General features: G+C 65.3%; 23 protein-coding genes and 2 pseudogenes. 17 read left to right on the top strand and 8 right to left on the bottom strand.

What is annotated here, in order from left to right:
• Nucleotides 1-52: 52 nt before the first annotated feature.
• On the bottom strand, nt 53-271 hold the full coding sequence (locus ABIE49_RS14530) for a hypothetical protein (protein ID WP_192739010.1): 219 nt from the start codon (nt 269-271) through the stop codon (nt 53-55).
• Between ABIE49_RS14530 and ABIE49_RS14525 the strand changes: the two genes are divergently transcribed.
• The 6 genes from ABIE49_RS14525 (at nt 234) to lpxK (ending at nt 5,835) form a co-directional block, all read left to right on the top strand.
• Complete coding sequence (locus tag ABIE49_RS14525) at nt 234-1,640, top strand: TldD/PmbA family protein (RefSeq protein WP_192738869.1); 1,407 nt, start codon at nt 234-236, stop codon at nt 1,638-1,640. The genes ABIE49_RS14530 and ABIE49_RS14525 overlap by 38 nt on opposite strands.
• Nucleotides 1,627-2,436, top strand: a complete 810-nt coding sequence (locus ABIE49_RS14520; RefSeq protein WP_192738868.1) for an inositol monophosphatase family protein — start codon at nt 1,627-1,629, stop codon at nt 2,434-2,436. Before ABIE49_RS14525 ends, ABIE49_RS14520 begins: the two co-directional genes overlap by 14 nt.
• A gap of 95 nt (nt 2,437-2,531) precedes the next feature.
• A complete protein-coding gene (locus ABIE49_RS14515; protein ID WP_192738867.1) occupies nt 2,532-2,792 on the top strand; it encodes a DUF4170 domain-containing protein in 261 nt (86 codons plus the stop codon).
• Nucleotides 2,789-3,502 (top strand): lysophospholipid acyltransferase family protein, encoded by a 714-nt coding sequence (locus ABIE49_RS14510; RefSeq protein ID WP_192738866.1) that lies wholly within the window; start codon nt 2,789-2,791, stop codon nt 3,500-3,502. Before ABIE49_RS14515 ends, ABIE49_RS14510 begins: the two co-directional genes overlap by 4 nt.
• 52 nt (nt 3,503-3,554) lie before the next feature.
• A complete protein-coding gene (locus ABIE49_RS14505) occupies nt 3,555-4,805 on the top strand; it encodes a 3-deoxy-D-manno-octulosonic acid transferase (RefSeq protein ID WP_192739002.1) in 1,251 nt (416 codons plus the stop codon).
• On the top strand, nt 4,798-5,835 hold the full coding sequence (gene lpxK, locus ABIE49_RS14500) for a tetraacyldisaccharide 4'-kinase (RefSeq protein WP_192738865.1): 1,038 nt from the start codon (nt 4,798-4,800) through the stop codon (nt 5,833-5,835). Before ABIE49_RS14505 ends, lpxK begins: the two co-directional genes overlap by 8 nt.
• A 135-nt stretch (nt 5,836-5,970) precedes the next feature.
• Here the strand turns inward: lpxK and ABIE49_RS14495 are convergent, their stop codons facing one another.
• On the bottom strand, nt 5,971-6,198 hold the full coding sequence (locus ABIE49_RS14495; RefSeq protein ID WP_192738864.1) for a DUF2093 domain-containing protein: 228 nt from the start codon (nt 6,196-6,198) through the stop codon (nt 5,971-5,973).
• 211 nt (nt 6,199-6,409) lie between these two features.
• Here ABIE49_RS14495 and ABIE49_RS14490 point away from each other — a divergent pair, with 211 nt between their 5' ends.
• Complete coding sequence (locus tag ABIE49_RS14490) at nt 6,410-7,249, top strand: dienelactone hydrolase family protein (protein ID WP_354066825.1); 840 nt, start codon at nt 6,410-6,412, stop codon at nt 7,247-7,249.
• 115 nt (nt 7,250-7,364) lie between these two features.
• On the opposite strand, the gene xseA is transcribed toward ABIE49_RS14490, so the two are convergent.
• Nucleotides 7,365-8,990, bottom strand: a complete 1,626-nt coding sequence (gene xseA, locus ABIE49_RS14485; protein ID WP_192738862.1) for an exodeoxyribonuclease VII large subunit — start codon at nt 8,988-8,990, stop codon at nt 7,365-7,367.
• Between the two features lie 137 nt (nt 8,991-9,127).
• On the opposite strand from xseA, the gene ABIE49_RS14480 reads away from it, so the two are divergent.
• The 5 genes from ABIE49_RS14480 (at nt 9,128) to ABIE49_RS14460 (ending at nt 13,447) form a co-directional block, all read left to right on the top strand.
• Complete coding sequence (locus ABIE49_RS14480) at nt 9,128-10,141, top strand: alpha/beta hydrolase (protein ID WP_192738861.1); 1,014 nt, start codon at nt 9,128-9,130, stop codon at nt 10,139-10,141.
• Between the two features lie 22 nt (nt 10,142-10,163).
• Complete coding sequence (locus ABIE49_RS14475; RefSeq protein ID WP_192738860.1) at nt 10,164-10,712, top strand: hypothetical protein; 549 nt, start codon at nt 10,164-10,166, stop codon at nt 10,710-10,712.
• 2 nt (nt 10,713-10,714) lie between these two features.
• Nucleotides 10,715-11,014 carry a winged helix-turn-helix domain-containing protein gene (locus tag ABIE49_RS14470; protein ID WP_192738859.1) on the top strand — a complete coding sequence of 100 codons (300 nt, stop codon included), beginning with the start codon at nt 10,715-10,717 and terminating at the stop codon, nt 11,012-11,014.
• A gap of 209 nt (nt 11,015-11,223) precedes the next feature.
• Nucleotides 11,224-12,498 (top strand): phosphoribosylamine--glycine ligase, encoded by a 1,275-nt coding sequence (purD, locus tag ABIE49_RS14465; protein ID WP_192738858.1) that lies wholly within the window; start codon nt 11,224-11,226, stop codon nt 12,496-12,498.
• Between the two features lie 97 nt (nt 12,499-12,595).
• Complete coding sequence (locus tag ABIE49_RS14460; protein ID WP_192738857.1) at nt 12,596-13,447, top strand: amidohydrolase family protein; 852 nt, start codon at nt 12,596-12,598, stop codon at nt 13,445-13,447.
• Between the two features lie 18 nt (nt 13,448-13,465).
• Here ABIE49_RS14460 and ABIE49_RS14455 read toward each other — a convergent pair whose 3' ends face one another.
• A complete protein-coding gene (locus ABIE49_RS14455) occupies nt 13,466-14,140 on the bottom strand; it encodes an HAD hydrolase-like protein (RefSeq protein ID WP_192738856.1) in 675 nt (224 codons plus the stop codon).
• Nucleotides 14,141-14,480: 340 nt separating this feature from the next.
• Entirely contained in the window at nt 14,481-14,720 is a 240-nt protein-coding gene (locus ABIE49_RS14450) for a hypothetical protein (protein WP_354067745.1), read from the bottom strand.
• Here ABIE49_RS14450 and ABIE49_RS40055 point away from each other — a divergent pair.
• Together ABIE49_RS40055 and ABIE49_RS40050 are read left to right on the top strand one after the other, a co-directional pair.
• Nucleotides 14,622-14,972: pseudogene (locus ABIE49_RS40055) on the top strand (GAF domain-containing protein); the annotation flags it as partial. The gene ABIE49_RS14450 and the pseudogene ABIE49_RS40055 overlap by 99 nt on opposite strands.
• Before the next feature lie 111 nt (nt 14,973-15,083).
• Nucleotides 15,084-15,881, top strand: a pseudogene (locus ABIE49_RS40050) (sensor histidine kinase); the annotation flags it as partial.
• An 806-nt stretch (nt 15,882-16,687) separates the two neighbouring features.
• Here ABIE49_RS40050 and ABIE49_RS14440 read toward each other — a convergent pair.
• Nucleotides 16,688-17,920 (bottom strand): acyl-CoA dehydrogenase family protein, encoded by a 1,233-nt coding sequence (locus tag ABIE49_RS14440; RefSeq protein WP_192738854.1) that lies wholly within the window; start codon nt 17,918-17,920, stop codon nt 16,688-16,690.
• 123 nt (nt 17,921-18,043) lie between these two features.
• On the opposite strand from ABIE49_RS14440, the gene ABIE49_RS14435 reads away from it, so the two are divergent.
• The gene (locus ABIE49_RS14435; RefSeq protein ID WP_192738853.1) at nt 18,044-18,946 is read left to right on the top strand and encodes an alpha/beta fold hydrolase; all 903 of its coding nucleotides are present in this window, start codon (nt 18,044-18,046) and stop codon (nt 18,944-18,946) included.
• A 239-nt stretch (nt 18,947-19,185) separates the two neighbouring features.
• Here the strand turns inward: ABIE49_RS14435 and ABIE49_RS14430 are convergent, their stop codons facing one another.
• The gene (locus ABIE49_RS14430) at nt 19,186-19,644 is read right to left on the bottom strand and encodes a nucleoside deaminase (RefSeq protein ID WP_192738852.1); all 459 of its coding nucleotides are present in this window, start codon (nt 19,642-19,644) and stop codon (nt 19,186-19,188) included.
• A gap of 153 nt (nt 19,645-19,797) precedes the next feature.
• On the opposite strand from ABIE49_RS14430, the gene ABIE49_RS14425 reads away from it, so the two are divergent.
• Complete coding sequence (locus tag ABIE49_RS14425) at nt 19,798-21,972, top strand: pseudouridine synthase (RefSeq protein WP_192738851.1); 2,175 nt, start codon at nt 19,798-19,800, stop codon at nt 21,970-21,972.
• A gap of 7 nt (nt 21,973-21,979) precedes the next feature.
• The gene (gene rsmD, locus ABIE49_RS14420; RefSeq protein WP_192738850.1) at nt 21,980-22,534 is read left to right on the top strand and encodes a 16S rRNA (guanine(966)-N(2))-methyltransferase RsmD; all 555 of its coding nucleotides are present in this window, start codon (nt 21,980-21,982) and stop codon (nt 22,532-22,534) included.
• A 96-nt stretch (nt 22,535-22,630) separates the two neighbouring features.
• Here the strand turns inward: rsmD and mutL are convergent, their stop codons facing one another.
• Nucleotides 22,631-24,442 (bottom strand): DNA mismatch repair endonuclease MutL, encoded by a 1,812-nt coding sequence (gene mutL / locus ABIE49_RS14415; RefSeq protein WP_192738849.1) that lies wholly within the window; start codon nt 24,440-24,442, stop codon nt 22,631-22,633.
• Nucleotides 24,443-24,628 lie beyond the last annotated feature (186 nt).

Here is a 24,628-nt window from a genome sequence, read left to right as displayed (position 1 = left end):
CGATGCGTGAGACCTTAGCCGAGCGGTTTCCGTTTTGGCTTAAAAAGGCTGGTTAACCCGAGGTCACCGGCGTTGCTTCTGCCCGCATGATTGACAAGAGCTTGGCGCGCATGATTGACGAGTCCTTGATTTGAAGCCGAAAATGATTGGCTTTTGAGGCGTCAAAATGCTTGAAATCCCCGTGAATCAGGCACATCTGATGGGTCGGCTGATTTGCGTCCCAACTCGCTTCAATGTCAGGGATTTTGTTTGTGAACTCTTCACCATCCAAGCCTTCATCTTCCGCGACCTCCGACCTGTTCGACCAGTCGGCGCTCTCGACACTGGCGCAGCAGCTGGTCGAGGCCGCCAGGCGCGCCGGCGCCGATGCGGCTGATGCGGTCGCGGTGCGCGGCGTCAGCCAAGGCGTCGAAGTGCGCGATGGCCGCGTCGAGGAATCCGAGCGCTCGGAAGGCGACGATGTCGGATTGCGCGTGCTGGTCGGACAGCGCCAGGCCGTGGTCTCGACCAACGACGTCAGCGGCGATGGCATTTCGAAACTCGCCGAGCGCGCGGTCGCGATGGCGCGCGTCGCACCCGACGACAAATATGTCGGTCTCGCCGATCCCTCACTCCTGGCACGCGAGTTCGCCGATCTCGATCTGCTCGATCGCACGGTTCCCTCGACCTCCGAACTGGAACGCCGCGCCGTAGAAGCGGAGGCCGCGGCGCTTGCGGTCAAGGGCGTGACGCGATCCGGCGGCGCGTCGGCATCGAGCGGCATCGGCGGCATGGTGCTGGTGACCTCGACCGGGTTCCACGGCTCGTATTTGCGATCGAGCCAGGGCATCTCGATGACCGCGATATCAGGCGAAGGCACCGGGATGGAGCGCGACTACGACTACACGTCGGCGCCGCATGCCTCCGATCTCGCCGCGCCCGAAAGCGTCGGCCGCAAGGCGGGCGAGCGCACGGTGGCGCGCGCCAATCCGCGCAAGGTCGAGACCTGCAAGGTGCCGGTCGTGTTCGATCCGCGGGTCTCGGGATCGCTGGTCGGCCATCTCGTCGGCGCCGTCAACGGCGCTTCGATCGCGCGCAAAACCAGTTTCCTGAAAGACCGCATGGGCGAGCAACTGTTCGCCAGGAACATCCGCATCATCGACGATCCCCTGCGGGTGCGCGGATTGCGTTCGCAGACCTTCGATGCGGAAGGCGTCACGGTGAAGAAGCTCGCGATCATCGACGAGGGCGTGCTGACCTCGTGGCTGCTGGACACCGCGACCGCGCGCGAACTTGGACTGGTCACGACCGGCCATGCGCATCGCGGCGTGTCGTCGTCGCCGTCGCCGGGGTCGTACAATCTGCACATGGAGGCGGGCGAGCCGACGCCGGCCGAGTTGATCTCTGATATCAAGCAGGGCTTTTACGTCACCGATTTGATCGGCTCCGGCGTCAACGGCGTCACCGGCGATTACAGCCGCGGCGCGTCCGGCTTCTGGATCGAGAACGGCGAGATCACCTATCCCGTCAGCGAGGTGACGATCGCGGGCCACCTCTTGCCGATCTTCAAGTCGCTGACTGCAGCCAACGATCTGGAATTCCGCTATGGCGTCAATGCGCCGACGGTGCGCATCGAGGGTTTGACGCTTGGCGGACGCTGATACGCTGGGCACGACAAACGCGCGCGACGCCGCGCTGCTGACGGAGACGGTGCGCGAGGCGGGGGCGCTGGCGCTGTCGTTGTTTCGCACCGAGTTGAAGAACTGGACCAAGGGCGCCTCGTCGCCGGTGTCGGAAGCCGACATCGCCGTCAACGATCTCGTCGAAAGCCGGTTGCGTGCGGCAACGCCTGATTATGGCTGGCTGTCGGAAGAAAGCGTCGACGACGACACGCGCCTCGGCAAGAAGCTGGTCTGGATCGTCGATCCCATTGACGGCACCCGCGCCTATCTGGCCGGCCGCGAAGACTGGTGCGTGAGCATCGCGCTGGTGGCCGATGCGACGCCGGTGCTGGCGGCGGTGTTCGCGCCGGCGACCGACGAATTCTTCTTCGCGATGCGCGGGCAGGGCGCCACGCGCAACGGCAAGCGCGTGCTGGCGACCGCAGGCACGGATCTGGATTTTTCCCGCATGGCCGGCCCCAAGCCGCTGGTGCAGCGGCTGAGCCCGTCATCCGATGAGATCACGCTGTTTCCGCGAATCGGCTCGTTGGCGCTTCGGCTGTGCCGGGTCGCCGACGGCAGCCTGGACGCCACTTTTGCGGGCGGTCAGAGCCGCGATTGGGACCTTGCGGCGGCGAATTTGATAGTGCACGAAGCCGATGGTAGGATGACGGCGCTCTCGGGGGACACGATTGAGTACAATCGCCGGGAGGTGACGCACGGGGTGCTGGTGGCTGCGGGACGTGATCGGCATGCACGCATTGTCGAGCATTTTCGAATCCGTCCGCTGCCCTGAACACGCCGGACCTGCGTCACGGTTCGTCACGCCACTCATCATGCGATACGCCTCAACAACCTTGCTTGCCGGGCACCTCGTTAGGAACAACCATCATGCCAGATAGTGCCCCGCCGCAACTGCTTCATCTCGTCATCGGCGGCGAGTTGACCGACCTCGAGCACACGACGTTCAAGGATCTCGACCAGGTCGAGATCGTCGGCGTGTTTCCCAATTACGCCACCGCCCATGCGGCCTGGAAGGCGAAGGCGCAGCAGACCGTGGACAACGCCCACATGCGCTATTTCGTGGTCCACCTCCACCGGCTGCTCGATCCGGGACAGGATACGAAGCAAGACGCGAAGCCTGCCCGTTGAAACGTTTCCTTCGCGATTTGCTGCGCAGCAGCTGGCTTCAGCGCGCGCTCGGTGTGCTTGCGGCCGAATATCTGCGGCTGGTCTGGATGACCAACAAGTTCAGCTACGAACCGGCTGACGTCTATGACAAGGTCGAGCCCGTCATGCCGGCGATCCTCGCCTTCTGGCACGGCCAGCATTTCATAACGCCGTTCATCAAGACCAAGAAGAGCCATCGCGCCAAGGTCCTGATCTCGCGGCATCGCGACGGCGAGTTCAACGCCATTGCGGCCGAACGGCTCGGCATCGGAACCATCAGAGGTTCCGGCGACCATGGCGGCGCGTTCCACCGCAAGGGCGGCGTCGGGGCGTTCCGGGAGATGGTGCAGGCGCTGGAGCAGGGGTGGAATGTCGCGACCACCGCCGACGTGCCGAAGCGGGCTCGGGTGGTGGGGCTCGGCCTCATCATGCTGGCGCGGGAGTCCGGGCGGCCGATTCTCCCCTTTGCGATGGTGACCAGCCGGTTCATCCGGTTGAAAAATTGGGACTCCTCCACCATCAATTTGCCATTCGGCAGGGGTGCCGTGGTAGGCATCGATGCGGTTTTCGTGCCGCCCGACGCCGACGCAGAAACCATGGAAAAGCTGCGCCAACAGGTAGAGACTTATCTGAACGAAGCGACCCGTCGCGCCTACGCGGCTGTCGGTCGTCCGGAGGCCGCCCTTGGTTAATTCGCTGCCGCTGCCGCTACCGCTGCGCGTCTACCGGAGCCTGTCGTCCGCGATGGTGCCGCTGGCGCCTGCGTTCATCAACCGGCGGCTGAAGCTCGGCAAGGAAGATCCGGCGCGCGTCAGTGAGCGCCGCGGCGTGAGCGCCGATGTTCGCCCGGTCGGGCCGCTGGTATGGATTCACGGCGCCAGCGTCGGCGAGGTGCTGGCCTCGGCAGCGCTGGTCGAGCAGCTGCGGGCGCTGAACCTGCGCATCCTCCTCACCTCCGGCACGGTGACCTCGGCGGCGGTTGTCGCCAAGCGGTTTCCGCCCGACGTCATTCATCAATATGTCCCCTACGACTCGCCACGCTATGTCGCGCGGTTTCTCGACCATTGGCGTCCGTCGCTGGCGCTGTTCATCGAGTCCGATCTGTGGCCGAACTTGATCCTGTCGAGCGCGGCGCGGCGCGTGCCGATGGTGCTGATCAACGGCCGCATGTCGTCTCGCTCGTTTCCGCGCTGGCGGCGGGTCTCCGGCACCATCTCGGCGCTGCTCGGCCGGTTCGAGCTGTGCCTCGCGCAGTCGGAAACCGATGCCGACAGGTTTTCGACGCTTGGCTGTCCCAACGTCGTGACGACAGGCAATCTGAAGCTCGACGTTCCAGCACCACCGGCGGATCAAGCCAAGCTGGAGCGGCTGATGTCGATGACGCGCGGCCGTCCGGTCGTCATCGCCGCCTCCACCCATCCCGGCGAGGACGAGATGCTGGCGGAGGCGCACAAGACGCTCGCCGGATTCTTTCCGAACCTGCTCACCGTGATCGTGCCGCGGCATCCCGACCGCGGCGAGGCGATCGCGCGCATGGTCGAGGCGACTGGCCTGCATGCGTCGTTGCGTTCGCGCGAGGAATTGCCTGTCGCTGCGACCGACATCTATGTCGCCGACACCATGGGCGAGCTCGGGCTGTTCTACCGGTTGTCGCCGATCGTGTTCATGGGCGGATCGCTGGTCGAGCATGGCGGACAAAATCCGATCGAGGCGATCAAGCTCGGCGCCTCGATCGTCCATGGCCCGCACGTGTTCAATTTCGGCGACGTCTACGAGGCGCTCGATCGGGCCGGTGGCGCGCGAAAGGCCGACACCCAGGAAGCCCTGGTCAAGCAGCTCGGTCAGCTGCTCGCCGATCCCAGGGCGCGCGAAGTATCGCTTGCCACCTCCGAGCGCGTGGTCGAACAGCTCGGCGGCGCGCTGGATCGCACGATGATCGCGCTCGAGCCGTATCTGTTGCAGCTGCGGCTCGAAATGGGAGCCGCGAATGCGTGAGCCGCGCTTCTGGCACGGCCCGCCTTCCTTCAAATCCGATCTATTGACACCGCTCGCCGCCCTCTACGGCGCCATCGCCGCGAGACGGATGCAGCGCGGGGGGCTGGACGCCGGCGTCCCCGTCATTTGTATCGGCAATTATCACGTCGGCGGCGCCGGCAAGACGCCGACGGTGCTGGCGCTGGCGAAGCTGCTCCGCGAACTCGGCGAAACGCCCGTCGTGCTCAGCCGCGGCTATGGCGGAAAATTGCGCGGCCCGGTGCGGGTCGATCCGGAGCGGCATGCCGCCGCCGATGTCGGCGATGAGCCGCTGATGCTGGCGGCGACGCTGCCGGTGGTGGTCGCGCGGCAACGCGCCGACGGCGTTCCGCTGGCGCGTTCGCTGGCGGCGTCCGTGATCCTGATGGATGACGGTTTTCAGAATCCCTCGGTCGCCAAGGACGCCTCGCTGATCGTGATCGATGCCGGCCGCGGCCTCGGCAACGGGCAGGTGTTTCCCGCAGGCCCCCTGCGCGCGCCGCTAAAGCCGCAACTGGCGCGCACCGATGCGCTCATCATCGTCGGCAACGGCAAGGCAGCGGACGGCGTAGCGGCCGATATCGCCGCGCAGGACAAGCCGGTGCTGCGCGCGCGCCTTGTGCCGAACCAGGATTCTGTGGCTTCGCTGCGCGGCAAGCGCGCGCTGGCCTTCGCCGGCATCGGCGATCCCGCACGGTTCTTCGGCACGCTGACGGCAAGCGGCGTTGACGTGGTCCGGCAGCACGCCTTCGCCGATCACCACGCGTTTTCCAGGGCCGAGATCGGCAGCCTGATCGCCGAGGCCGGCCGCGATGCGCTGACGCTGGTGACGACGGAAAAGGATCTGGCGCGGCTGAGACTCGGCGGCGGATTGCCGGATTGGGCGACAGCGATCGTGCCGTTCGCGGTGACGCTGGAGTTTGAGGACGGCGCGAAGCTGAAGAGGTTGGTGACCGATCAACTCTTCAAGGCGCGCGAGAAAAAATTTCGTTCCGCGTCGTCCCGGGCTTGACCCGGGACCCATACGCCGCGGCCCATCCGTGAGAGCGCTGGCGTTAAAGACCTTACTGTTACAATGACCGCCGCGGCGTATGGGTCCCCCGATGCGCAATTGCGCATGAGCTCAAGGCCGGGACGACGGCTGTCTTTATCCTTCCGTCTTCAGCGCGCCGGGAAAATGCCGCTGCAGCACGGCTGATGGCACCGAATAGGCTTCCTGCAGATCGACGCTCCAGTATTTCAACTCGTCGAGCGGGATTCGCACATCCGATATGGCGCAGCGCACATAGGTTCCCGGCGAGACCACGCGGAAATCGCCATCCAGATATTGCACCTGCGCTTCGCCATGTCCCGAGGGACCGAATTTATTCAGCACCGTAAACTCTCCGGCAGGTCGGCCAACTCTAGAGGGCCGACTAAAGTGTATTTTCCAAATCCGATCTATCACAGATAGGTTGGGCTGTCCGCTCCCGAAACCCACCTGCAAAAAACCACTTGATTGTGATGAATTTCCGCCGATTACGCATGATAACCTCCTGATTATGGTACGCTTTGCCCCAAGCGCCATAACCACCCGGCGAACACGGATGCGCCCAGCGACGCTGCTATTCCTGACGCTGTTTGCCGCGGCCTGCGCTGGCGTGCACGCCACTTCGGCCGCGCCATTGCCGGCCCCCAAACAGGTCGATATCCCCGCGCCGAAGCTCAACTTGCACGCCCAGCTCTACAAGCCTGACGGCGACGGTCCGTTTCCGACCGTGATCGCGCTGCATGGCTGCGGCGGCCTGAGCGGGCATTCCGAGCTGGTGCTGTCGCGCTACCGCGACTGGGTTGAACAGCTACTGAAGGCGGGACATGCGGTCGTGCTGCCGGACAGTTACGGCTCGCGCGAACTGGGCCCGCAATGCCGCGACAAGGAGCGCCGCGTGCTGGCGCGCCGCGAGCGGGTGGCCGATATCGTGGCGACGCGGCGATGGCTGGCGCAGCAGGCCTGGGTGGCGCAGGATCGCGTCAGCCTGATGGGGTGGGCGAACGGGGCCAGCGCGCTGTTGTGGGCGGTGCGTCCGCAAGCCTGGCGCCATGACGGGCCGGATTTCCGCTCGGCGGTCGCGTTCTATCCGGATTGCCGGATTTCCGCCGGCCTCGGCTGGAGCGCGCGGATGCCGACGCTGCTGCTGATCGGTGCCAAGGACGACGTCAGTTCGCCGTCGGCCTGCCGCCAGATGGTGGACGGCGCCCGCGGCCGCAGCGCGCTGGCGCGGATCGAAATCTATCCCGGCGCGCCGCACGATTTCGACCGCGCCAACCTGCCGCTCCGTGCGCTCGGCGGCGGCGATGCCGGCCAGCCCGAACGCGGCCACATCGGCACCGACGCCGAGGCGCGCATCGATTCGCAAAAGCGCGTGGCGGAATGGCTGGCGCGGTGAACCCAAGAATGTCATTGCCGGGCTTGACCCGGCAATCCATCTCCTTGGAAAAGCTTTTTGCGAAGAGTGATGGATGCCCGGGTCAAGCCCGGGCATGACGGGAAGAGATTCCCGCCTAAAACAAACTGCCCTGATCGACCGGCTTGACTGCGCGCTTGGGCGCAAGTGTCTTGGTTTCTCGCCGGGCAAGTGTCGGCTGGCTCGTCGGTGCCGACGACGTCGCCGCCGGCCGGTCCGCATCGGCTGTTGCCGCCACGCGGCCATCGGCGAATTCGATCGAGAGCGGCGCGCCCGGCCCGATCGAGGCGGCGGCATGCACGGCGTGGCCGTGTTCGTCGCGCACCAGGGCAAACCCGCGCGCGAGTACGCCACGGTATGACAGCGCCGACAGCAATTGGCCGCTATGATTGATGCGGGCGTCGAGCCGCTGCAATGCGGTCTTGAGCGCGCGGCGCGCGCGCTCGGCGAGCCGATGCGTGCGTTCGCGGTCGCGCGCGATTGCATTTCGCTGTGCTTGCGCGTTGGAAAGTTTCGACGCTTTCAGCCTGACTTCAAGCCCGGCAAAGCGATCGCGCCGGTTGCGCAGCAGCGCGCGCGCGGAAAGCCTGATGCGCTCGCCGGATACGGTGAGACGGTGCCCCGCCTGCGCGACCTGTCCGCGCAACACCTTCAATGTCAGGCCGGCGCTGAGCTGCGAGAAACGGCGATGATGCGCGTTGGTGTTGGCTTTCAGGCCGCGGGGCAGGGCGCTACCTGCGCTGTCCAGCCGCTGCCGTGGGATCGCCAATAATTCGCTGGCTGCGGGCAGGGCGCGGGCCGCGGCGCGCAATTCATTGCGGCGGCTTTCCTGGCCGCGCAGCCAGCACACCATGGTGCGCCGCGCCAACCCTGCGACCTCGACCAGCAATTCGCTGCGCACCGGCACCGCCATTTCGGCGGCCGCCGTCGGCGTCGGCGCGCGCTTGTCGGCGGCGAAATCAATCAGCGTGATGTCGGTCTCGTGGCCGACCGCCGAGATCAGCGGGATCATGCTCTCGGCCGCGGCGCGAACCACGATCTCCTCGTTGAACGACCACAAATCCTCCAACGAGCCGCCGCCGCGCGCGACGATCAGCAGATCCGGCCGCGGAATTTTGCCGCCTTCGGGCAGCGCGTTGAAGCCGCGGATCGCGGCCGCGACCTGTTCGGCCGAGCCTTCGCCCTGGACCTTCACCGGCCACACCAGCACGCGGCGCGGAAACCGGTCTTCGAGGCGGTGCAGGATGTCGCGAATGACCGCGCCGGTCGGCGACGTCACGATGCCGATCACTTCCGGCAGCCACGGCAGCAATTGCTTGCGCGCCTCGTCGAACAGGCCTTCGGCGCCGAGCTTCTTCTTGCGCTCTTCCACCAGCGCCATCAGCGCGCCGATGCCGGCGGGCTCGATGGCTTCAATGACGATCTGGTATTTCGACGAGCCCGGATAGGTGGTGAGCTTGCCGGTCGCGATGATCTCGAGCCCCTCCTGCGGCTTGAACCGCATTCGGGAATGCACGCCCTTCCAGATCACCGCCTCGATCTTGGCGCTCTCGTCCTTCAGCGCGAAATAGCAGTGTCCGGAGGAATGCGGCCCGCGGAAGCCGGAGATTTCGCCGCGGACCCGGACATGGCCATAGGCGTCCTCCACCGTCCGCTTCAGCGACGAGGACAGTTCCGAGACGGTGTATTCGGGCGCGTTGAGCAGGGGTTCGGTCGCGGGCATCTCGTCCAATCGAATCAGGCTTTTGGAGCTTCCACGCAAGGTAGGGATTTCGCCCATCCCCGCCAATCTAAGCTTGCGTTGCAGATAACTCTGTAATATAGAGTTCTCTAAGATGAACCGAATGATGAGGAACGACCATGTTCAGGCAGTTGGTACGCGGCAGCTTCAGCACTTTGAAATGGGCGCTCAGCGCCGTTGGCGCGATCGCTTTGCTGATCACGGGGCTGGTCGCCACGCCATTGACGCGCCCCCCGGAGCTGCCATCGATCTCGGCTGCCCGCGGCACGGTTGATCTCAGCACCTTGCCCGCGGTCGAGCGGTTTCAGGCGCGAGACGGCACTGCGCTCGGTTTCCGCCACTATGCCGCTCATGGCCCGGCGACCGGCCGTGCAGCGATCGTGGTCCACGGCTCCTCCGGATCGAGCGGCGGAACTATCCACGCGCTGTCCTCTGCGCTGGCCGCGCGCGGCGTCGAAACCTGGGCCGTTGATATTCGCGGCCACGGCACGTCTGGCACCCGCGGCGACATCGGCTATGTAGGCCAGCTCGAGGATGACCTCGCCGATTTGGTCGGCATTATCCGCAAGACTGCGCCCGCCAAGCCGCTGACGCTGGTTGGCCATTCCTCCGGCGGCGGTTTTGCGCTGCGCGTCGCGGGCTCGTCGATCCAGGACCTGTTCGAGCGTACGGTGCTGCTCGCGCCCTATCTCGGTCACGACGCTCCGACCGGCCGGCCCAATTCCGGCGGCTGGGCCAAGGCCGATGTTCCGCGCATCGTTGGTCTGCTCGCGCTGCGAACCATCGGCATCACCTGCTGCGACGCGCTGCCGGTGCTGGCGTTCGCAGTGCCGCCGAATTCCGAGAAGAACCTGGTCGGAACCTACAGCGACCGCTTGATGCGCAATTTCGCGGTCCGCGACCGCGATTTCCGCCGCGATTTCGCGGCGGCCAGGAAGCCGATCACGATCATCTCCGGCGCCGATGACGAACTGATGTTCGCGGACAAATATGCGCCTTCTGTGCATGCCGTCGCGCCCGCGGTTGACGTCAAGCTGATCGATGGCGTCAATCACATGGGCATCGTCAGCGTACCCCGCGCGGTATCTGCGATCGCCGAGGACGTCGCCACGCGCGGCATAACCGGGTCGTAACCGCGATCGAGGGGAAGGCGACATGATCGACAGCCAGCAAGCTTCCGAGGCGCTCGCGGATATCAGGGAGATCGCGCGCCGCGTCCGCCAGTCGCGGATCTACAATCTGGCGAGCCTGTTGATGATCATGTGGGGCGCGCTGGTGTTCATCGCCAATGCCGCCTCGTTTGGCTGGCCGCGCCATGCCGGCTACATCTGGATCGCGGTCAATGTGGTCGGCCTCGCGGGCTCGTTCGTGGTCAGCGCCTTCACCCATTCGCGGACCGGCGTGCGCACCTTCGACCTGCGGACGCTGATGGCGTTCCTGCTGTTCTTTGCCTTCGGGCTCGCCACCTGCATGCTCGCCCATTTCGGGCCGCGCGAACTCGGCGTGTTCTGGGCGATCTATTTCATGCTGTTCTATACCATCGCCGGGCTCTGGGTCGGTCTCGCCTTTGTCGTCATCGGCGTCGGCATCTCCGCGCTGACCTTGATCGGCTATTTCCTGGCCGGCAACTGGTTCGAGCCGTGGATGGCGGTAGTGAACGGCGGCGGGCTCGTGCTGGGCGGTCTCTGGATGCGCCGGGAATAGCGATGACGGGGCTCGACGACATCATCCACCAGCCGCTGCGCTTGCGAATCATGGCCGCCTTGAACGCGTTGCCGCCGGGCACCGGGCTCGAATTCGCCAAGCTGAAAAAGCTGACCGGCGCCACCGACGGCAATCTCGGCGCCCATATCGAGACGCTGTCGAAGGCCGGCTATGTCGCGGTCGACAAGGCCTTCGTCGGCAAGAAGCCGCAGACCACCGTGACCGCGACCGCCGCCGGCCGCGGCGCCTTCGCCCGCCATGTCGCGATGCTGCAGGAAATCATCGCGGGGTCGGGAAGGTAGGCATAATCTATCCGTCATTCCGGGGCGATGCGAAGCATCGAACCCGGAATCTCGTGCTGGGGACGCCGGCATCAAACAATCTCGAGATCCCGGATCGGCGCGCAGGCGCGCCGTCCGGAATGACGGTCGTTCGCTGTTGATATCCCCTTGCAGACGGCGGGAGATTCGTGCGACCGACGGGCCATCGGTCCCCACATCTGGCTCCAGTCATGAACATCCTCCTGCTCGGTTCCGGCGGCCGCGAACATGCTCTGGCATGGAAGATCGCCGCGTCCCCGCTGCTCACCAAATTGTGGTGCGCGCCGGGCAATGCCGGCATCGCCAAGGATGCCGAATGCGTCGCGATCGATATCACCGACCATCCGGCCGTGGTCGATTTCTGTAAGGCGCACAAGGTGGATTTCGTCGTGGTCGGCCCCGACGCGCCGATCGCGGCCGGGATCGTCGACGATCTCAACGCCGCCGGCTTCAAGGCGTTCGGACCGACCCAGGCCGCGGGCCGGCTCGAGAGCTCGAAAACCTTCACCAAGAATCTCTGCCGCGACAACAGCATTCCGACCGCGGCCTATGAGCATTTCACCGAGGCCGCGAAGGCAAAAGCCTATATCCGCAAGCAGGGCGCGCCGATCGTGATCAAGGCCGATGGCCTTGCCGCCGGCAAGGGCGTCGTGGTCGCGATGACGGAGCAGGAGGCGCTTGATGCCGTCGACATGATGTTCGGCGGCGGGTTTGGCGATGCGGGCGCCGAGGTCGTGGTCGAGGAATTCATGGTGGGTGAGGAGGCCTCGTTCTTTGCGCTGTGCGATGGCGAGCACGCGCTGCCGCTGGCGACCGCGCAGGACCACAAGCGCGCCTTCGACGGCGACCAGGGCCCGAACACCGGCGGCATGGGCGCCTATTCCCCGGCACCGGTCATGACGGAAGCGATGTGCGCGCGCGTCATGGACGAGATGATCCATCCGACGCTGCGCGCGATGAAGGCGATGGGATCGCCCTACAAGGGCGTGCTCTTTGCCGGCGTGATGGTGACGAAAGACGGCCCGAAACTCGTCGAATACAACGCCCGCTTCGGCGACCCCGAAACCCAGGTGCTGGTGATGCGGATGATGTCGGATATCTTGCCGGCGCTGATCGCCAGCGCCGACGGCCAATTGAAGAATTTCAGTCTGCGCTGGTTCGACGACGTCGCGCTGACCGTGATCATGGCGACCAAAGGCTATCCCGGCAGCTACGGCAAGGGCTCGGTGATCTCTGGTCTCGACGACGCCGCAAAAGTCGAGGGCGTCGAAATCTTCCACGCCGGGACGATTGAGAGGGACGGAAATATTCTCGCCAGCGGCGGCCGCGTGCTCAACGTCTGCGCCATGGGCAAGACGGTGACCGAGGCGCAGAGCCGCGCCTATGCGGCCGTCGATCGCATCAACTGGCCGGAAGGCTTTTGCCGGCGCGACATCGGCTGGCAGGCGGTGGCGCGGGAGCGCTGACGCCGGCTGCATTCCGCGCAACGCTTCCCCGCGCTTTGGCCCACTGGACACGCATCTGCTGCGCTGTCCAAAATCGCCAAAACGGAGGAACTGCCCGATGGCGATTATCGATTCCCAGGTTCATGCCTATGAGGCGAACACGGCGAAGCGGCCCTGGGCCACAGTGCCGAACTGGCCCGATCACGTCACCGGCGACGAGATGGTGGCGGCGATGGACAAGGTCGGTGTCGACGGCGCGATCTTCATCTCGGCCTTTTCGATGTACCGCTACGACGCCAGCTATGCCGTGGAAGTGGCGCGCGCCCATCCCACCCGGCTCGCCATCGTCAAGCCCGTCGATCCGGATGATCCTGATGTCGCTGACGTCGTCGCCGAGTGGAAGAAGACGCCGGGCGCGGTCGGCATCCGGATCATGCTGACCAAAGAGAACAAGCGCGAGCCCGGTCACCCCGGCATCGACCGCATTGCGCGCGCGGCCGTTCAGCATGATTTTCCGGTGAACCTGCTGTGCTGGGATAATCTCGACGCCGGCACGACGCTGGTCGATCGTCATCCCGACACGCGCTTCATCCTCGACCATCTCGGCATCCTGCAGCCGCGCACGCCGCCGGCGCCCGCGCAGCCCTGGTCCCCTTGGGCCGAACTGCCCAAGGTGCTGGCGCTCGCCAAGCGCAAGAACGTGGTGATCAAGGTCAGCGGCGCCTGTACGCTGTCCAAAGAGCCGTATCCATTCCCCGACATCTGGGACCCGCTGGCCCGCGTGTTCGACGCCTGGGGTTTCGACCGTTGCCTGTGGGGCACCGACTGGACCCGCGCCTTCGCCGTCGTCAATTATGAGCAGGCCGTCACGCCCTTCCTCAAGACGGATCGCCTCAGCGCTACCGAGCGCGCGATGCTGATGGGCGGTGCCTGCGCCAAGGCCTATGGCTGGTCGCCGAAGAAAGGCTAGCGCATTTCAACAGCGGCCCTAGCCCGGGGATTGCAGCCCACTGACCATCGAAATAACCGCACGTGCGAGATCGGCGGGAGAATCCACCAACTGGTCTGCGCCGGCCGTCTCAAGTTCGTCCCTTGTGCCATAACCCCAGAGCACGCCGAGACCGCGCATCCCGACCGCGTGGGCGCCGGAAATATCATGCCGGCGATCTCCGACCATCAGGCTGTGAGACGGCGACAGACCATGCCTGGACAGAATATGGGCGAGCAGCTCGGGCTTGTGATCCAGCTCGCCGCTCGGCACCGAGCCGTGGATGCCATCGAAGTAGGCGGCAAACCCCAGATGCTCCAGAATGCGGCTCGCGAAAATCTCCCGCTTCGAGGTCGCGAGATAGATCCGCAATCCGCATCGCTTCATCTCTGCAAGGGAGTTGCCAATTCCCGGATAAGGCACGCTGCCGAGAAACCCGCTTTCACCGTAGTGCTGACGATAGGCCGTGACGGCTTCACCGACCCGGTCGTCTCCATATGACTGCAGCAGCGTTTGCATGATCTCTTCGAGCGGCGGCCCGATGATGCGTCTTATGTCGAGGGTTTCATCCGGTTCATGTCCAAGGGCGCGCAGCGCCGCCAGGCAGCTTGCTGATATGCCGGGATACGAATCGATCAGGGTGCCGTCGAGGTCCAGAAGAACGGAGCCAGTCATGATCCGACGCTAGCGGCCAAAGCAAACCTGTACAAGTTTGCTTAACTTCGTTCCTGTTTCGGGTCATTCGCTGCAAGGGGCAATGCAGCGGCAAGTCCAGCCATGTCGGCGGTGACGCCGAAAGCGGAAAAACGGGTTAGCGACGTCCGAGTCTTATCCAACGCAGCCACCGCCCTCGTTTCCCGTTACTAGCCTAAGCCGATCCGATGGCTTATTCTGAGGCCCGGGGCAGGCAATGACACCACGTTCTGCAGCAGGCGGCGGATCAAAAAAGCCGCAAAGCCGTACGGCGAAGCCGCGAAAGCGGAGCATTGCGCCAAAGGTCGCGCGCGCTTCCAGGTCAGCGAAAACGGACGTCGAAAATCCAGCGCAAACCGAGATCGAACGACTTGCCCTCGAACTCCAGCAAGCCAGAGAACGCCAGGCCGCGACATCCGAGGTCCTGAGCCTCATCGCCGACGCGCCGACCGATCTGGCGCCGGTGTTCGACCGGATCGTCAGGAACGCAGCGCGGCTCTGCCAGAGCGTGCTGAGCGCCGTCTATCGCCGCGATGGCGATCAGGTCCACCTGGTCGCGCATGATCAGTTTTCTCCGGCATCGGTAGCGGCGGTGCGCAAGGCCTATCCGGCGCCGCTCACCAGCAAGAATCTGATCTCGGTGGCGATCCGCGAGCGGCGCGTCGTGCATGAGCCGGATGTGCTGGTCTCCGGCGGCTACAGCGAACTGCAGAAGACATCGGGCTATCGCAGCATCCTGATCGTGCCGATGCTGCGCGACGAGGTCGCCATCGGCGCGATCGCGGTGATGCGGCTGGAGCCGCAATTGTTTCCGAAGGCGCAGGTTGAGCTCCTGAAGACCTTCGCCGGGCAGGCGGTCATCGCCATCGAGAACACGCGGCTGTTCACGGAAGTGCAGGAACGCACTAGGCAGCTGTCGCAATCGCTTGAAGATCTCCGCGCCGCGCAGGGCAGTCTGGTACAGACCGAGAAATTGGCGGCGCTGGGACGGCTGGTGGCGGGCGTCGCGCACGAGATCAACACCCCCGTCGGCACCAGCCTCACCGTTGCCTCCGCCTTGATCAACAAGACCAAACGATTTGAAGCCGATGTCGCCAAGGGCGACGTGCGCCGCTCGACGCTCTCGGAATTCATTGCGGCCAGCCGCGAGGCGGCGTCGCAGATCATGTTCAATCTTGGCAACGCGGTCGAACTGATCCAGTCGTTCAAGCAGGTTGCGGCCGACCGCAACGTTTCGGACCGCAGGCGCTTCGATCTCGGCGAGGTGACCGAGCAGGTCGTCAGGGGATTGCGGTTCGGGCTGCGAGGTCAAAACCTGACGGTCGCCGTCGAATGCGAGCCCGATCTTGTCATGAACAGCTATCCCGGACCTTACGGCCAGGTGCTCACCAATCTGGTTCTCAATTCCGCGGCGCACGCCTTCCCGGATGGCGGCGGGGGATCGGTCCATATTGCGGCGCAGGCGTCGGGCAAGGGCAATGTCGAAGTGCTGTTTTCAGACGACGGCTGCGGCATGAGCCCGGAGGTCAAACGCCAGGTGTTCGACCCGTTTTTCACGACCCGGCGCGACCAGGGCAACACCGGCCTCGGGTTGCACATCGTCCACAACATCGTGACCAATCGTCTGGGCGGCCGGATTCATCTGGAAACCAAACCCGGTGCTGGAACGAAAATCCAGATCATCATGCCGCGCGAAGCGCCGCGGGAGTCGGCGGCGGAGTAGGGCGGGGCTCTCACGTCTTGTCATTCCGGGGCGCGCGTAGCGCGAGCCCGGAATCCATCAGGCCACATGCACTGTCGCACCATGGATTCCGGGCTCTCGCTTCGCGAGCCCCGGAATGACGGCGGAGAGAGGTGCGACAAATTAACCCGTCGGGCTAAATTCCACTTTCCTCGTCGGGCAAATCAGCGGTTTGAATCGTCGCGTCCCGCCCGACAAGAGGGGCGTGCGCACGTCACGAACGCGCGGCGGGATGCGGTGGACGTTTGTTGCGCCTGACGACGGCGTATACAGGCGTACGGCAAAACCGTGTGGTCCTGGCGCCCGTTGCCGGCGTCAAGCTGTCGAAGAAGCGCGAGCGGAAACGGCAGCGACGGAGTCAACCCAGAACTCGTCTCCGGGGAGAGCGCGGCATAAGCCGTAAAGCCATTGCGCAGGGAAGGCCGGGTGTTCACCGCTGCCCTGTATGCTCGTGTGCAGCCTACTTAGTGCAAACCGCACACGGGACCGCGGGTGCAGCGCGCACCCGGTCTTCCCTGCGCCCTCTCAATGAGAGGGTAAGGAAGTTTCCAGCGAAGCTCGGGCGCAATGCGTCGCGAGAATGCGAAACTGCGTTTCGGATGATGTTGCCAACAACAAACACCGCCGTCGTCCCGGCCTTGAGCTCAGATGCGCAATTGCGCATCGGGGGACCCATACGCCGCAGCGGTAGTTGTTTCGCACGATAGTCGACGGCTTCTTTCAACAACAGATGACCGGGGTTATGGGTCCCGGCGTTCGCCGGGACGACACCTGTATTTATGCGACGCCTACAGCAAATCCCCACCGACAGCGCTCGCCGTCGTGCCATGCTCGCGGAACGCCTTGATGACGTTCTTGCCGATCTTCCACCGGTGCACCTCGTCCGGACCGTCGACCAGCCGCTGCGAGCGCACCTGCGTGTACCATTTGGCGAGCGGCGTATCCTGGCTGAAGCCGAGCGCGCCGTGGAGCTGGATCGCGGTGTCGATCACCTTGTGCACCATGTGGGCGTGGTAGACCTTGGCAATCGAGTTCTCCTGCCGGATATCGAGGCCCTTCTCCGCCTTGTAGGCGATATGGAGAAGCATGAGCCGGCCGATATAGAGCTGCTCGGCGCAATCGGCGAGCATGAACTGCACGGCCTGGCGGTCGGCGAGCAACTGCCCGAAGGTCGAGCGTTTGGTGATGTGGCCGACCGCCATGTCGAGCGCGCGCTGCGCCTTGGCGACGTTATGCATGCCGTGGCGAAGGCGGCCATAGGCGAGACGGTGCTGGCCCATATTGAAACCGTTGCCTTCGCCGCCGAGCAGATTGTCGGCCGGCACTTTCAAATCCTTGATCTCGATCTCGGAGTGGCCGCCATGGATCGCGTCGGCATGCGGCCCCTCGATCGCCATGTTGGCGACGTTGCGCTTGATCTTGTAGCCGGGGTTCGGCAGCTCGACGATGAAAGTCGAGTGCTGCTTGTGGCGCGGCGCGTTCGGATCGGTTCTGGCGACCACCAGCGCCATGTCGGCGACGCTGGCCGAGGACGAAAACCATTTCTCGCCGTTGAGGATGTAGTTCTCGTTGCCGTCCTTCACCGCCGTGGTCTGCATGCCTGTCGCGTCGGCGCCGGCGGCCTTTTCGGTCATCGAGAAGCAGATGCGCTTGTCGCCGTTCAGCAGGGGTTTAAGGAACTTCTCCTTCTGATATTCCGTGCCGTGGGCCAATATCGTCATCATCGAGGCATCGTCAGGGCCCTGCGTGTTCATCGACAGCGCCCCCAGCATGCTCTCGCCGAGCTCCATCTGCACCAGCGCATTGGCGAGGGGGCCTAAGCCCATGCCGCCATACTCCTTCGGCACCCACGGGCACCACAGGCCGCGCGCGCGGGCCTTGGCCCGCAGCGGCCCGAGCACTTCAGCGAGCGGCTTGGTATCGAGTTCCTTTTCCGCGGGGATGCACTCTTCCTGCACCCATTTGCGGACCTTCTCGCGGATCGCCTTGGCTTCGGCCGGAATCTCGAAATCGATCGACATGGCACTTCCTCGCTTTTTGGTTCTTGTTGGGCAGACTTGATGAATGGCATAAACCCCGGACGTGCCAGCGGCAACGCCAAACAATGTTTAAAGCAGCGGCCCGCCGCGAAGGGAGCGCTCACCATGCCTGATCTTGCCGACCTGTTTCCCGGCTATGCCTCCGAATGGATCAACACGTCAGCGGGCCGCATTTTCGCCCGCGTCGGCGGCAAGGGGCCGCCGCTGTTGCTGCTGCACGGATTTTCATCGACACACGTGATGTGGCATCCGGTAGCATCACAACTGGCTGATAAGTTCACGCTGATCATCGCCGACCTGCCCGGCTATGGCTGGTCGGACATGCCGCGCACCGACGAGCACCACACCCCCTACACCAAGCGCGCGATGGCCAAGGTGATGGTCGAGGCGATGGAGCAGCTCGGCCATGTGCATTTCGCGCTCGCCGGCCACGACCGCGGCGGGCGGGTGTCGTACCGCCTCGCGCTCGATCATCCCGGCCGGTTATCAAAGCTCGCCGTGCTCGATATCGCGCCGACTTATGATTACTGGGAGAAGCTGAACCGGCTCTCCGCGCTGAAAATCTACCATTGGGCGTTCCTGGCCCAGCCGCATCCGCTGCCGGAAACGCTGATCGACGGCCACGGCGAGTTTTTCCTCAGGCAGAAGATGGCGAGCCAGACCAAGAGCCAGACGCTTGATGCCATCGACCCGCGCGCGCTGGAGCATTACCTCGCGCCGTTCCGCGATCCCGCCCGCGTCCACGCGATGTGCGAGGATTACCGCGCCGGCGCCTATGCCGATTACGAGATCGACAAGGCCGATTTCGACGCCGGCAAGAAGATCACGATTCCGATGCTGGCGCTGTGGGGCGACGCCGGCGTCGCCAGCGCCGCGACCACCCCGCTCGACACCTGGAAGAAGTGGGCGACCAACGTGCAGGGCGCGCCGGTCGACAGCGGGCATTTCTTGCCGGAGGAGAATCCGGAGGTGACGGCGAGGTTGTTGAGGGAGTTTTTTCTGGCGTGATGTGTGTTGCGGCTCACCGGCAACGAAGGTGCGCTCCCTCTCCCGCTTGCGGGGGAGGCGTAGGCGGCCTACGGCCGCCGTTCTTGGGGTTAAGAACGCCGATGCGCAGCATCGGCTATGGGTGGGGGCTCTCTCCGCGAGTCATGGTGTGGAGAGAGCCCCCACCCGCCGCGCTTCGCGCGTCGACCTAAGAGCGAGCTTCGCTCGTCTCGACCCCCGCAAGCGGGAGAGGTGCACCGTCATCTCCTCACCCTGAAAAAATCCTTCAGCAGCGTCGCCGCCTCGGTCTCACCGACCGACGAATACACCTCCGGCACGTGATGGCAGGTCGGCTGCGCAAAGAACCGGACGCCGGAATCGACCGCGCCGCCCTTCGGATCGGCGGCGCCGTAATACAGCCGCCGGATCCGCGCAAACGAGATCGCGCCGGCGCACATGGTGCAGGGCTCGAGGGTGACATAGAGGTCGCAATCGACCAGCCGCTCGGTCCCGATGGCGTCCGCGGCCTGCCGGATCGCCAATATTTCGGCATGGGCGGTCGGATCGCGGTCGGTCAGGGTCCGGTTACCGGCGGTGGCGATGACCTCATAACCCCGGACAATGACGCATCCGATCGGAACTTCGCCCGCCTTGGCGGCGTTTTTGGCCGTTTTGAGCGCCAAATCCATGAAAGAAGGGGCAGTCATCCCTCGTATCATCGGAAGAAACCTGCTACTAGAAGCGCCTTCAGCAAACGTGGATACCGGTTTTGCGTGAGATTGCGCCTTGAGCCAAGTGCGCGCGCGTTACCGCTATGACAGCCGATCCACATCCGCCTGATCGCCATTTCAGCTACGAACGAGAGACTATTCATGCCCCGCGACAACGACAAAGACAACGATTCCCGCGGCCGGCGTGATCGCCCCGGCGGTGGCCGACCCTCGGGCGGCCAAGGCCGCGCCGGCGCTAGTAAGGGCCGTTCGGGCGCGGCCAGGGGACCTGAGAAGAAATTCGCCAAGCGCGGTTTTGCCGGTAAGGGTGACGGCGACAAGCGCGACGGCGAGCGACGTCCCTATGCCGGCAAGCCAGACGGCGCGCGGTCGTTCGACAAGAAGCCTTATGCGGGCGGGGCTAAGCCCTACGCCGGCAAGCGCGACGGCGATCGTCCGCCGCGCCGCGATTTCGACGCGCCGCGCCCGCCGCGTGGCGACCGGCCGTTCCGCGATCGCAGCGAGGGCAGTGATCGTCCGCCACGCTTCAACCGCGATGACCGTCCCCGTGGCGACCGGCCGTTTACCAGCCGTCCGTCCCGTGGCGACGACGGCGAAAAGCGCTCGTTCAAGCCGCGCGAGGATCGTGGCGGCGAGAAGCGCCCGTACACGCCGCGCGGCGACCGCCCGAACTTCAATCGCGACGACCGTCCGCCGCGCCGGGACCGCGAGGGCGGCCCTCGGGATAGCAAGAGCGGCCCTGGGGATCGCGATAACGCGCGTCCGGCCTCGCGCTTTGGTGAGAAGAAATTCGGAGAGAAGCGTCCCTATACGCCGCGTGGCGAGGGTGGTGGTGAGAAGCGGCCGTACACGCCGCGTGGCGACGGCCCTCGCGGCGATCGGCCGGATCGGAAATTCGGCGGCGACAAGAAATTCTCCTCACGTGGCGCCCCGGACCGCGGACCACGCAAGAGCTTCGGTGCCGATCGCGGCGATTCAAAGCCGTGGCAGAAGCGCGAGGATCGCGGCGATCGGGATTCCCGCCCGCCGCGCGATGGCACGCGCAGTTTCGACAAACCGCGCTTCGACCGTTCCCGCGACGACCGCGGCGGTGAGGAGCGTCCGCGCTTCTCGCGTTCGCGCGAGGATCGTCCCGCCGGCGATCGTCCGAAGTTTGATCGTCCGCGCCAACGCCCCGAAGGCCGCACCGACTGGCGGGAGCATCCGCGCAGCGAGCCGGGTGACGAACGTCCGCGCCGCGAGAACGAGGACGACAGCAGGATTTTTGCAAAACGTCCGGCGTTCGGCGGCCGTGGCGCTTATCGCGAGCGCAAGACCGAATTCGAAAAGCGCGGGCCGAAGCCGCCGAAGGTCAAGAAGTCAGGTGAGCGCATCGCCAAGGTGGTGTCGCGCGCCGGCCTGGCCTCGCGCCGCGATGCCGAGGAATGGATCACGCAGGGCCGCGTCAGCGTCAACGGCCGCGTCATCAATTCGCCGGCGCTCGACGTCACCGCCAATGATGCGATCACCGTCGACGGCAAGCCGTTGCCGCCGCGCGAGCGAACGCGTCTGTTCATGTTCCACAAGCCGCGTGGTTTGATCACCACCCATGCCGATCCCGAAGGGCGGCCGACGGTATTCGACAATCTACCCGAAGGCCTGCCGCGGCTGATCTCGATTGGCCGGCTCGATTTCAACACCGAAGGCCTGCTGCTGCTGACCAATGATGGCGGGCTGGCGCGCGCACTCGAACTGCCCGACACCGGCTGGCTGCGGCGCTACCGCGTCCGCGCCCATGGCGAAGTCACGCAGGCGCAGCTCGATGAGCTGAAGAAGGGCGTCGAGGTTGACGGCGTCAAATACGGCTCGATCGACGCGACGCTGGAGCGTGACCAGGGCGCCAATGTCTGGCTGGTGTTTGCGATCCGCGAAGGCAAGAACCGCGAAGTGCGCAACGTGATGGCGCATCTCGGCCTCGAGGTGAACCGGCTGATCCGGGTCTCCTACGGCCCGTTCCAGCTCGGCGAACTCGCCGAAGGCCAGGTCGAGGAAGTCAAAACCCGCGTGCTGCGCGAGCAGCTCGGCGAGAAGATTGCTGAGTTGGCGGGCGCTGACTTCAACCGGCCGATGCCGGGTGACAAGGAGCCAACGCCTCCCAAGCCCGTGACCCAGCGAGGCGTGATCGCCGACCGCAAGGGCCGCCGTGTGCTGGTGCAGCGCACCGGCAGCGAGGAAGCCCGCGCGCGCAACGAGGAGGAGGCCAACGGCTACGGCCCGCCGCGCCGCCCGCAGCGCGGCTATCACGGCAAGCGCGATCTGAAGCCGCGGGACGAGTAGCTGCGCTATGCGTGTCGTCGGCGGACGGTTGAAGGGTCGTAATCTGGCCTCGCCCTCATCGCGCGAGATCCGCCCGACCGCGGATCGCTTGCGCGAATCCGTGTTCAATATTCTCGTCCACGCCTATGACGATCCGATCGAAGGCGCGCGCGTGCTCGACCTGTTCGCGGGCACCGGCGCGCTCGGCATCGAGGCGACCTCGCGTGGCGCATCATTCACGCTGTTCGTCGACAACGGCGCCGAGGCTCGTGCGTTGTTGCGCAATAATGTCGAGGCGTTAGGGCTGGGCGGCGTGACAAAAGTCTATCGCCGCGACGCCACCAATCTCGGTCCCGCGCATCCGATGGAGCCGTTCTCGCTGGTGTTCCTCGATCCGCCCTACGGCAAGGGCCTCGCGGAAAAAGCGCTGGCCTCGATGCGCGAGGGCGGCTGGCTGACGCCGGGCGCGCTGCTGGTGGTGGAAGAGGCGAAGGCCGCGGCGTTCGCGGCACCCGAAGCATTCGAGGAGCTGGAGCGGCGGGCTTATGACGATACGGAGTTCGTGTTCCTGCGATCACGGTGATCCGTAGGGTGGGCAAAGCGCACCGTGCCCACCATCAAGTGCTGAGTGCCGATGGTGGGCACGGCGCGAGGCGCCTTTGCCCACCCTACAATTCCGTCACCGTCGCCCGAACAGCTTCTCGATATCCGACAGCTTCAATTCCACATAGGTCGGGCGGCCGTGGTTGCATTGGCCGGAGTTCGGCGTGTCTTCCATCTCGCGCAGCAGCGCGTTCATCTCTTCCGGCTTGAGGCGGCGGCCAGCGCGCACCGAGCCGTGACAGGCCATGGTGGCGGCGACGTGCATCAGCCGGCGCTCCAGCGGCAGTGCCTCATCCCATTCCGCCATGTGCTCGGCGAGGTCACGGAGCAGCCCCGCGGCATTCGCCTTGCCGAGCAGCGACGGCGTCTCGCGCACCGCAACCGCGCCGGGGCCAAAGGAATCGATCGCCAGTCCGAACGTCGCCAGTTCCAGCGAACGATCGAGCAGCTTCTCGACCGTGGCCTCGTCGAGTTCGACGATCTCGGGGATCAGCAGGATCTGCCGCTGCACGCCGTTCTTCGCCAGCGAGGCCTTCAGCTTCTCGTAGACGATGCGCTCATGGGCGGCGTGCTGGTCCACGACGATCAGTCCATCGCGGGTCTGCGACACGATATAGGTCTCGTGGATCTGCGTTCGCGCAGCACCCAGCGGACGATCGAGCATGTCGGCGGCGGGCTGCGCCTCGAAGCGCACATCGGCCGTCGGCGTGCCGACATCGAATGCGGCCTGTCCGGCTTCCGCGAACGCCGGCGCCGCCGAGCCGGCGAAGGCGGGCATCGGGCCTGTCGGATAGGAAGGCGAGCTGCGCCAGTCCCAATTGCTTGGGCGCGGCGCGAATGACGGGCGGAACGAGGCGAGCGCAGCACCGTCGGTGTTCGCAGCCGTGCGCCGGCCTTCGCGCGCGAGGCCGTCCTTGAGCGCATGCACGATCAGCGCACGGACCAGGCCGGCGTTGCGGAACCGGACCTCGGTCTTGGCGGGATGCACGTTGGCATCGACTTCCTGCGGCTCCAGCGTCACGAACAGCGCCACGACCGGATGGCGGTCGCGCGGCAGATAATCGGAATAGGCCGCGCGCACCGCGCCGAGGATCAGCTTGTCGCGCACCGGGCGGCCGTTGACGAACAGATATTGCCCGAGCGCATTGGCGCGCGTCAGCGAGGGTGCGGCGGCAAAGCCTTCGACCACCACGCCTTCGCGCTCGCTGCGCACTTCGATCGCGCTGGAACGGAAATCCGCGCCGAGGATATCGCCGAGCCGCGTCAGCCGGCCCGGAGCACCGGGCAGTGCTGCGGCCCAGGTCACCGGCGCGCGCTCTTCGCCGGCCAGCGTAAAGGCGATGTCGGGCCGCGCCATTGCCAGCCTGCGAACCACTTCGCGGATCGCTTCGGCTTCGGTGCGGTCGGTCTTGAGGAATTTCAGCCGCGCCGGTGTCGCATAAAAGAGATCGCTTACTTCTACACGGGTGCCCTGGCTCAGCGCCGCCGGCATGATCGGCGACTTCGCGCCGCCTTCGACCGACAGCGACCAGGCATGCGGCTCGCCTGCATGGCGTGTGGTAATGCCTAATTTAGCCACAGCGCCGATCGAGGGCAGCGCCTCGCCGCGGAAACCCAGCGTGCGAATCCGGAGCAGATCCTCGTCGTCGAGTTTGGAGGTGGCGTGGCGATCGACCGCCAGCGCCAGGTCGGCATGCGTCATGCCGCTGCCGTCGTCGGTGATGCCGATCCGCCGCCGGCCGCCGCCATCGGTGAAGATGTCGACCCTGGAGGCGCCGGCGTCGATGGCGTTCTCGACCAGTTCCTTGACCACGCTCGCAGGCCGCTCCACCACCTCGCCGGCGGCGATGCGGTTGACGACCTGTTCTGGGAGCTGGCGGACGGGCATGGGCTTCGTTCAGGGACCGATTCTGGGCTTGTCGCATTCTAGGCCGCCGTGACGGCAAATGCATTGGGCGGCGACCGAATCGGTTCCCGCTGGGGATGAGCACTGACTATCACATTGAAGATGCTGATGTTCGGCGCCGCAACGCGGGGCTCGCGAGAGCTTTCGCTGTCCACGACGTGGGATTGT

The sequence above is a fragment of the Bradyrhizobium sp. OAE829 genome, from assembly GCF_040546575.1.
Lineage (GTDB): Bacteria > Pseudomonadota > Alphaproteobacteria > Rhizobiales > Xanthobacteraceae > Bradyrhizobium.
The sequence above is the reverse complement of the archived record's forward strand: the minus strand, read 5'-3'. Positions and strand labels throughout refer to the sequence as shown.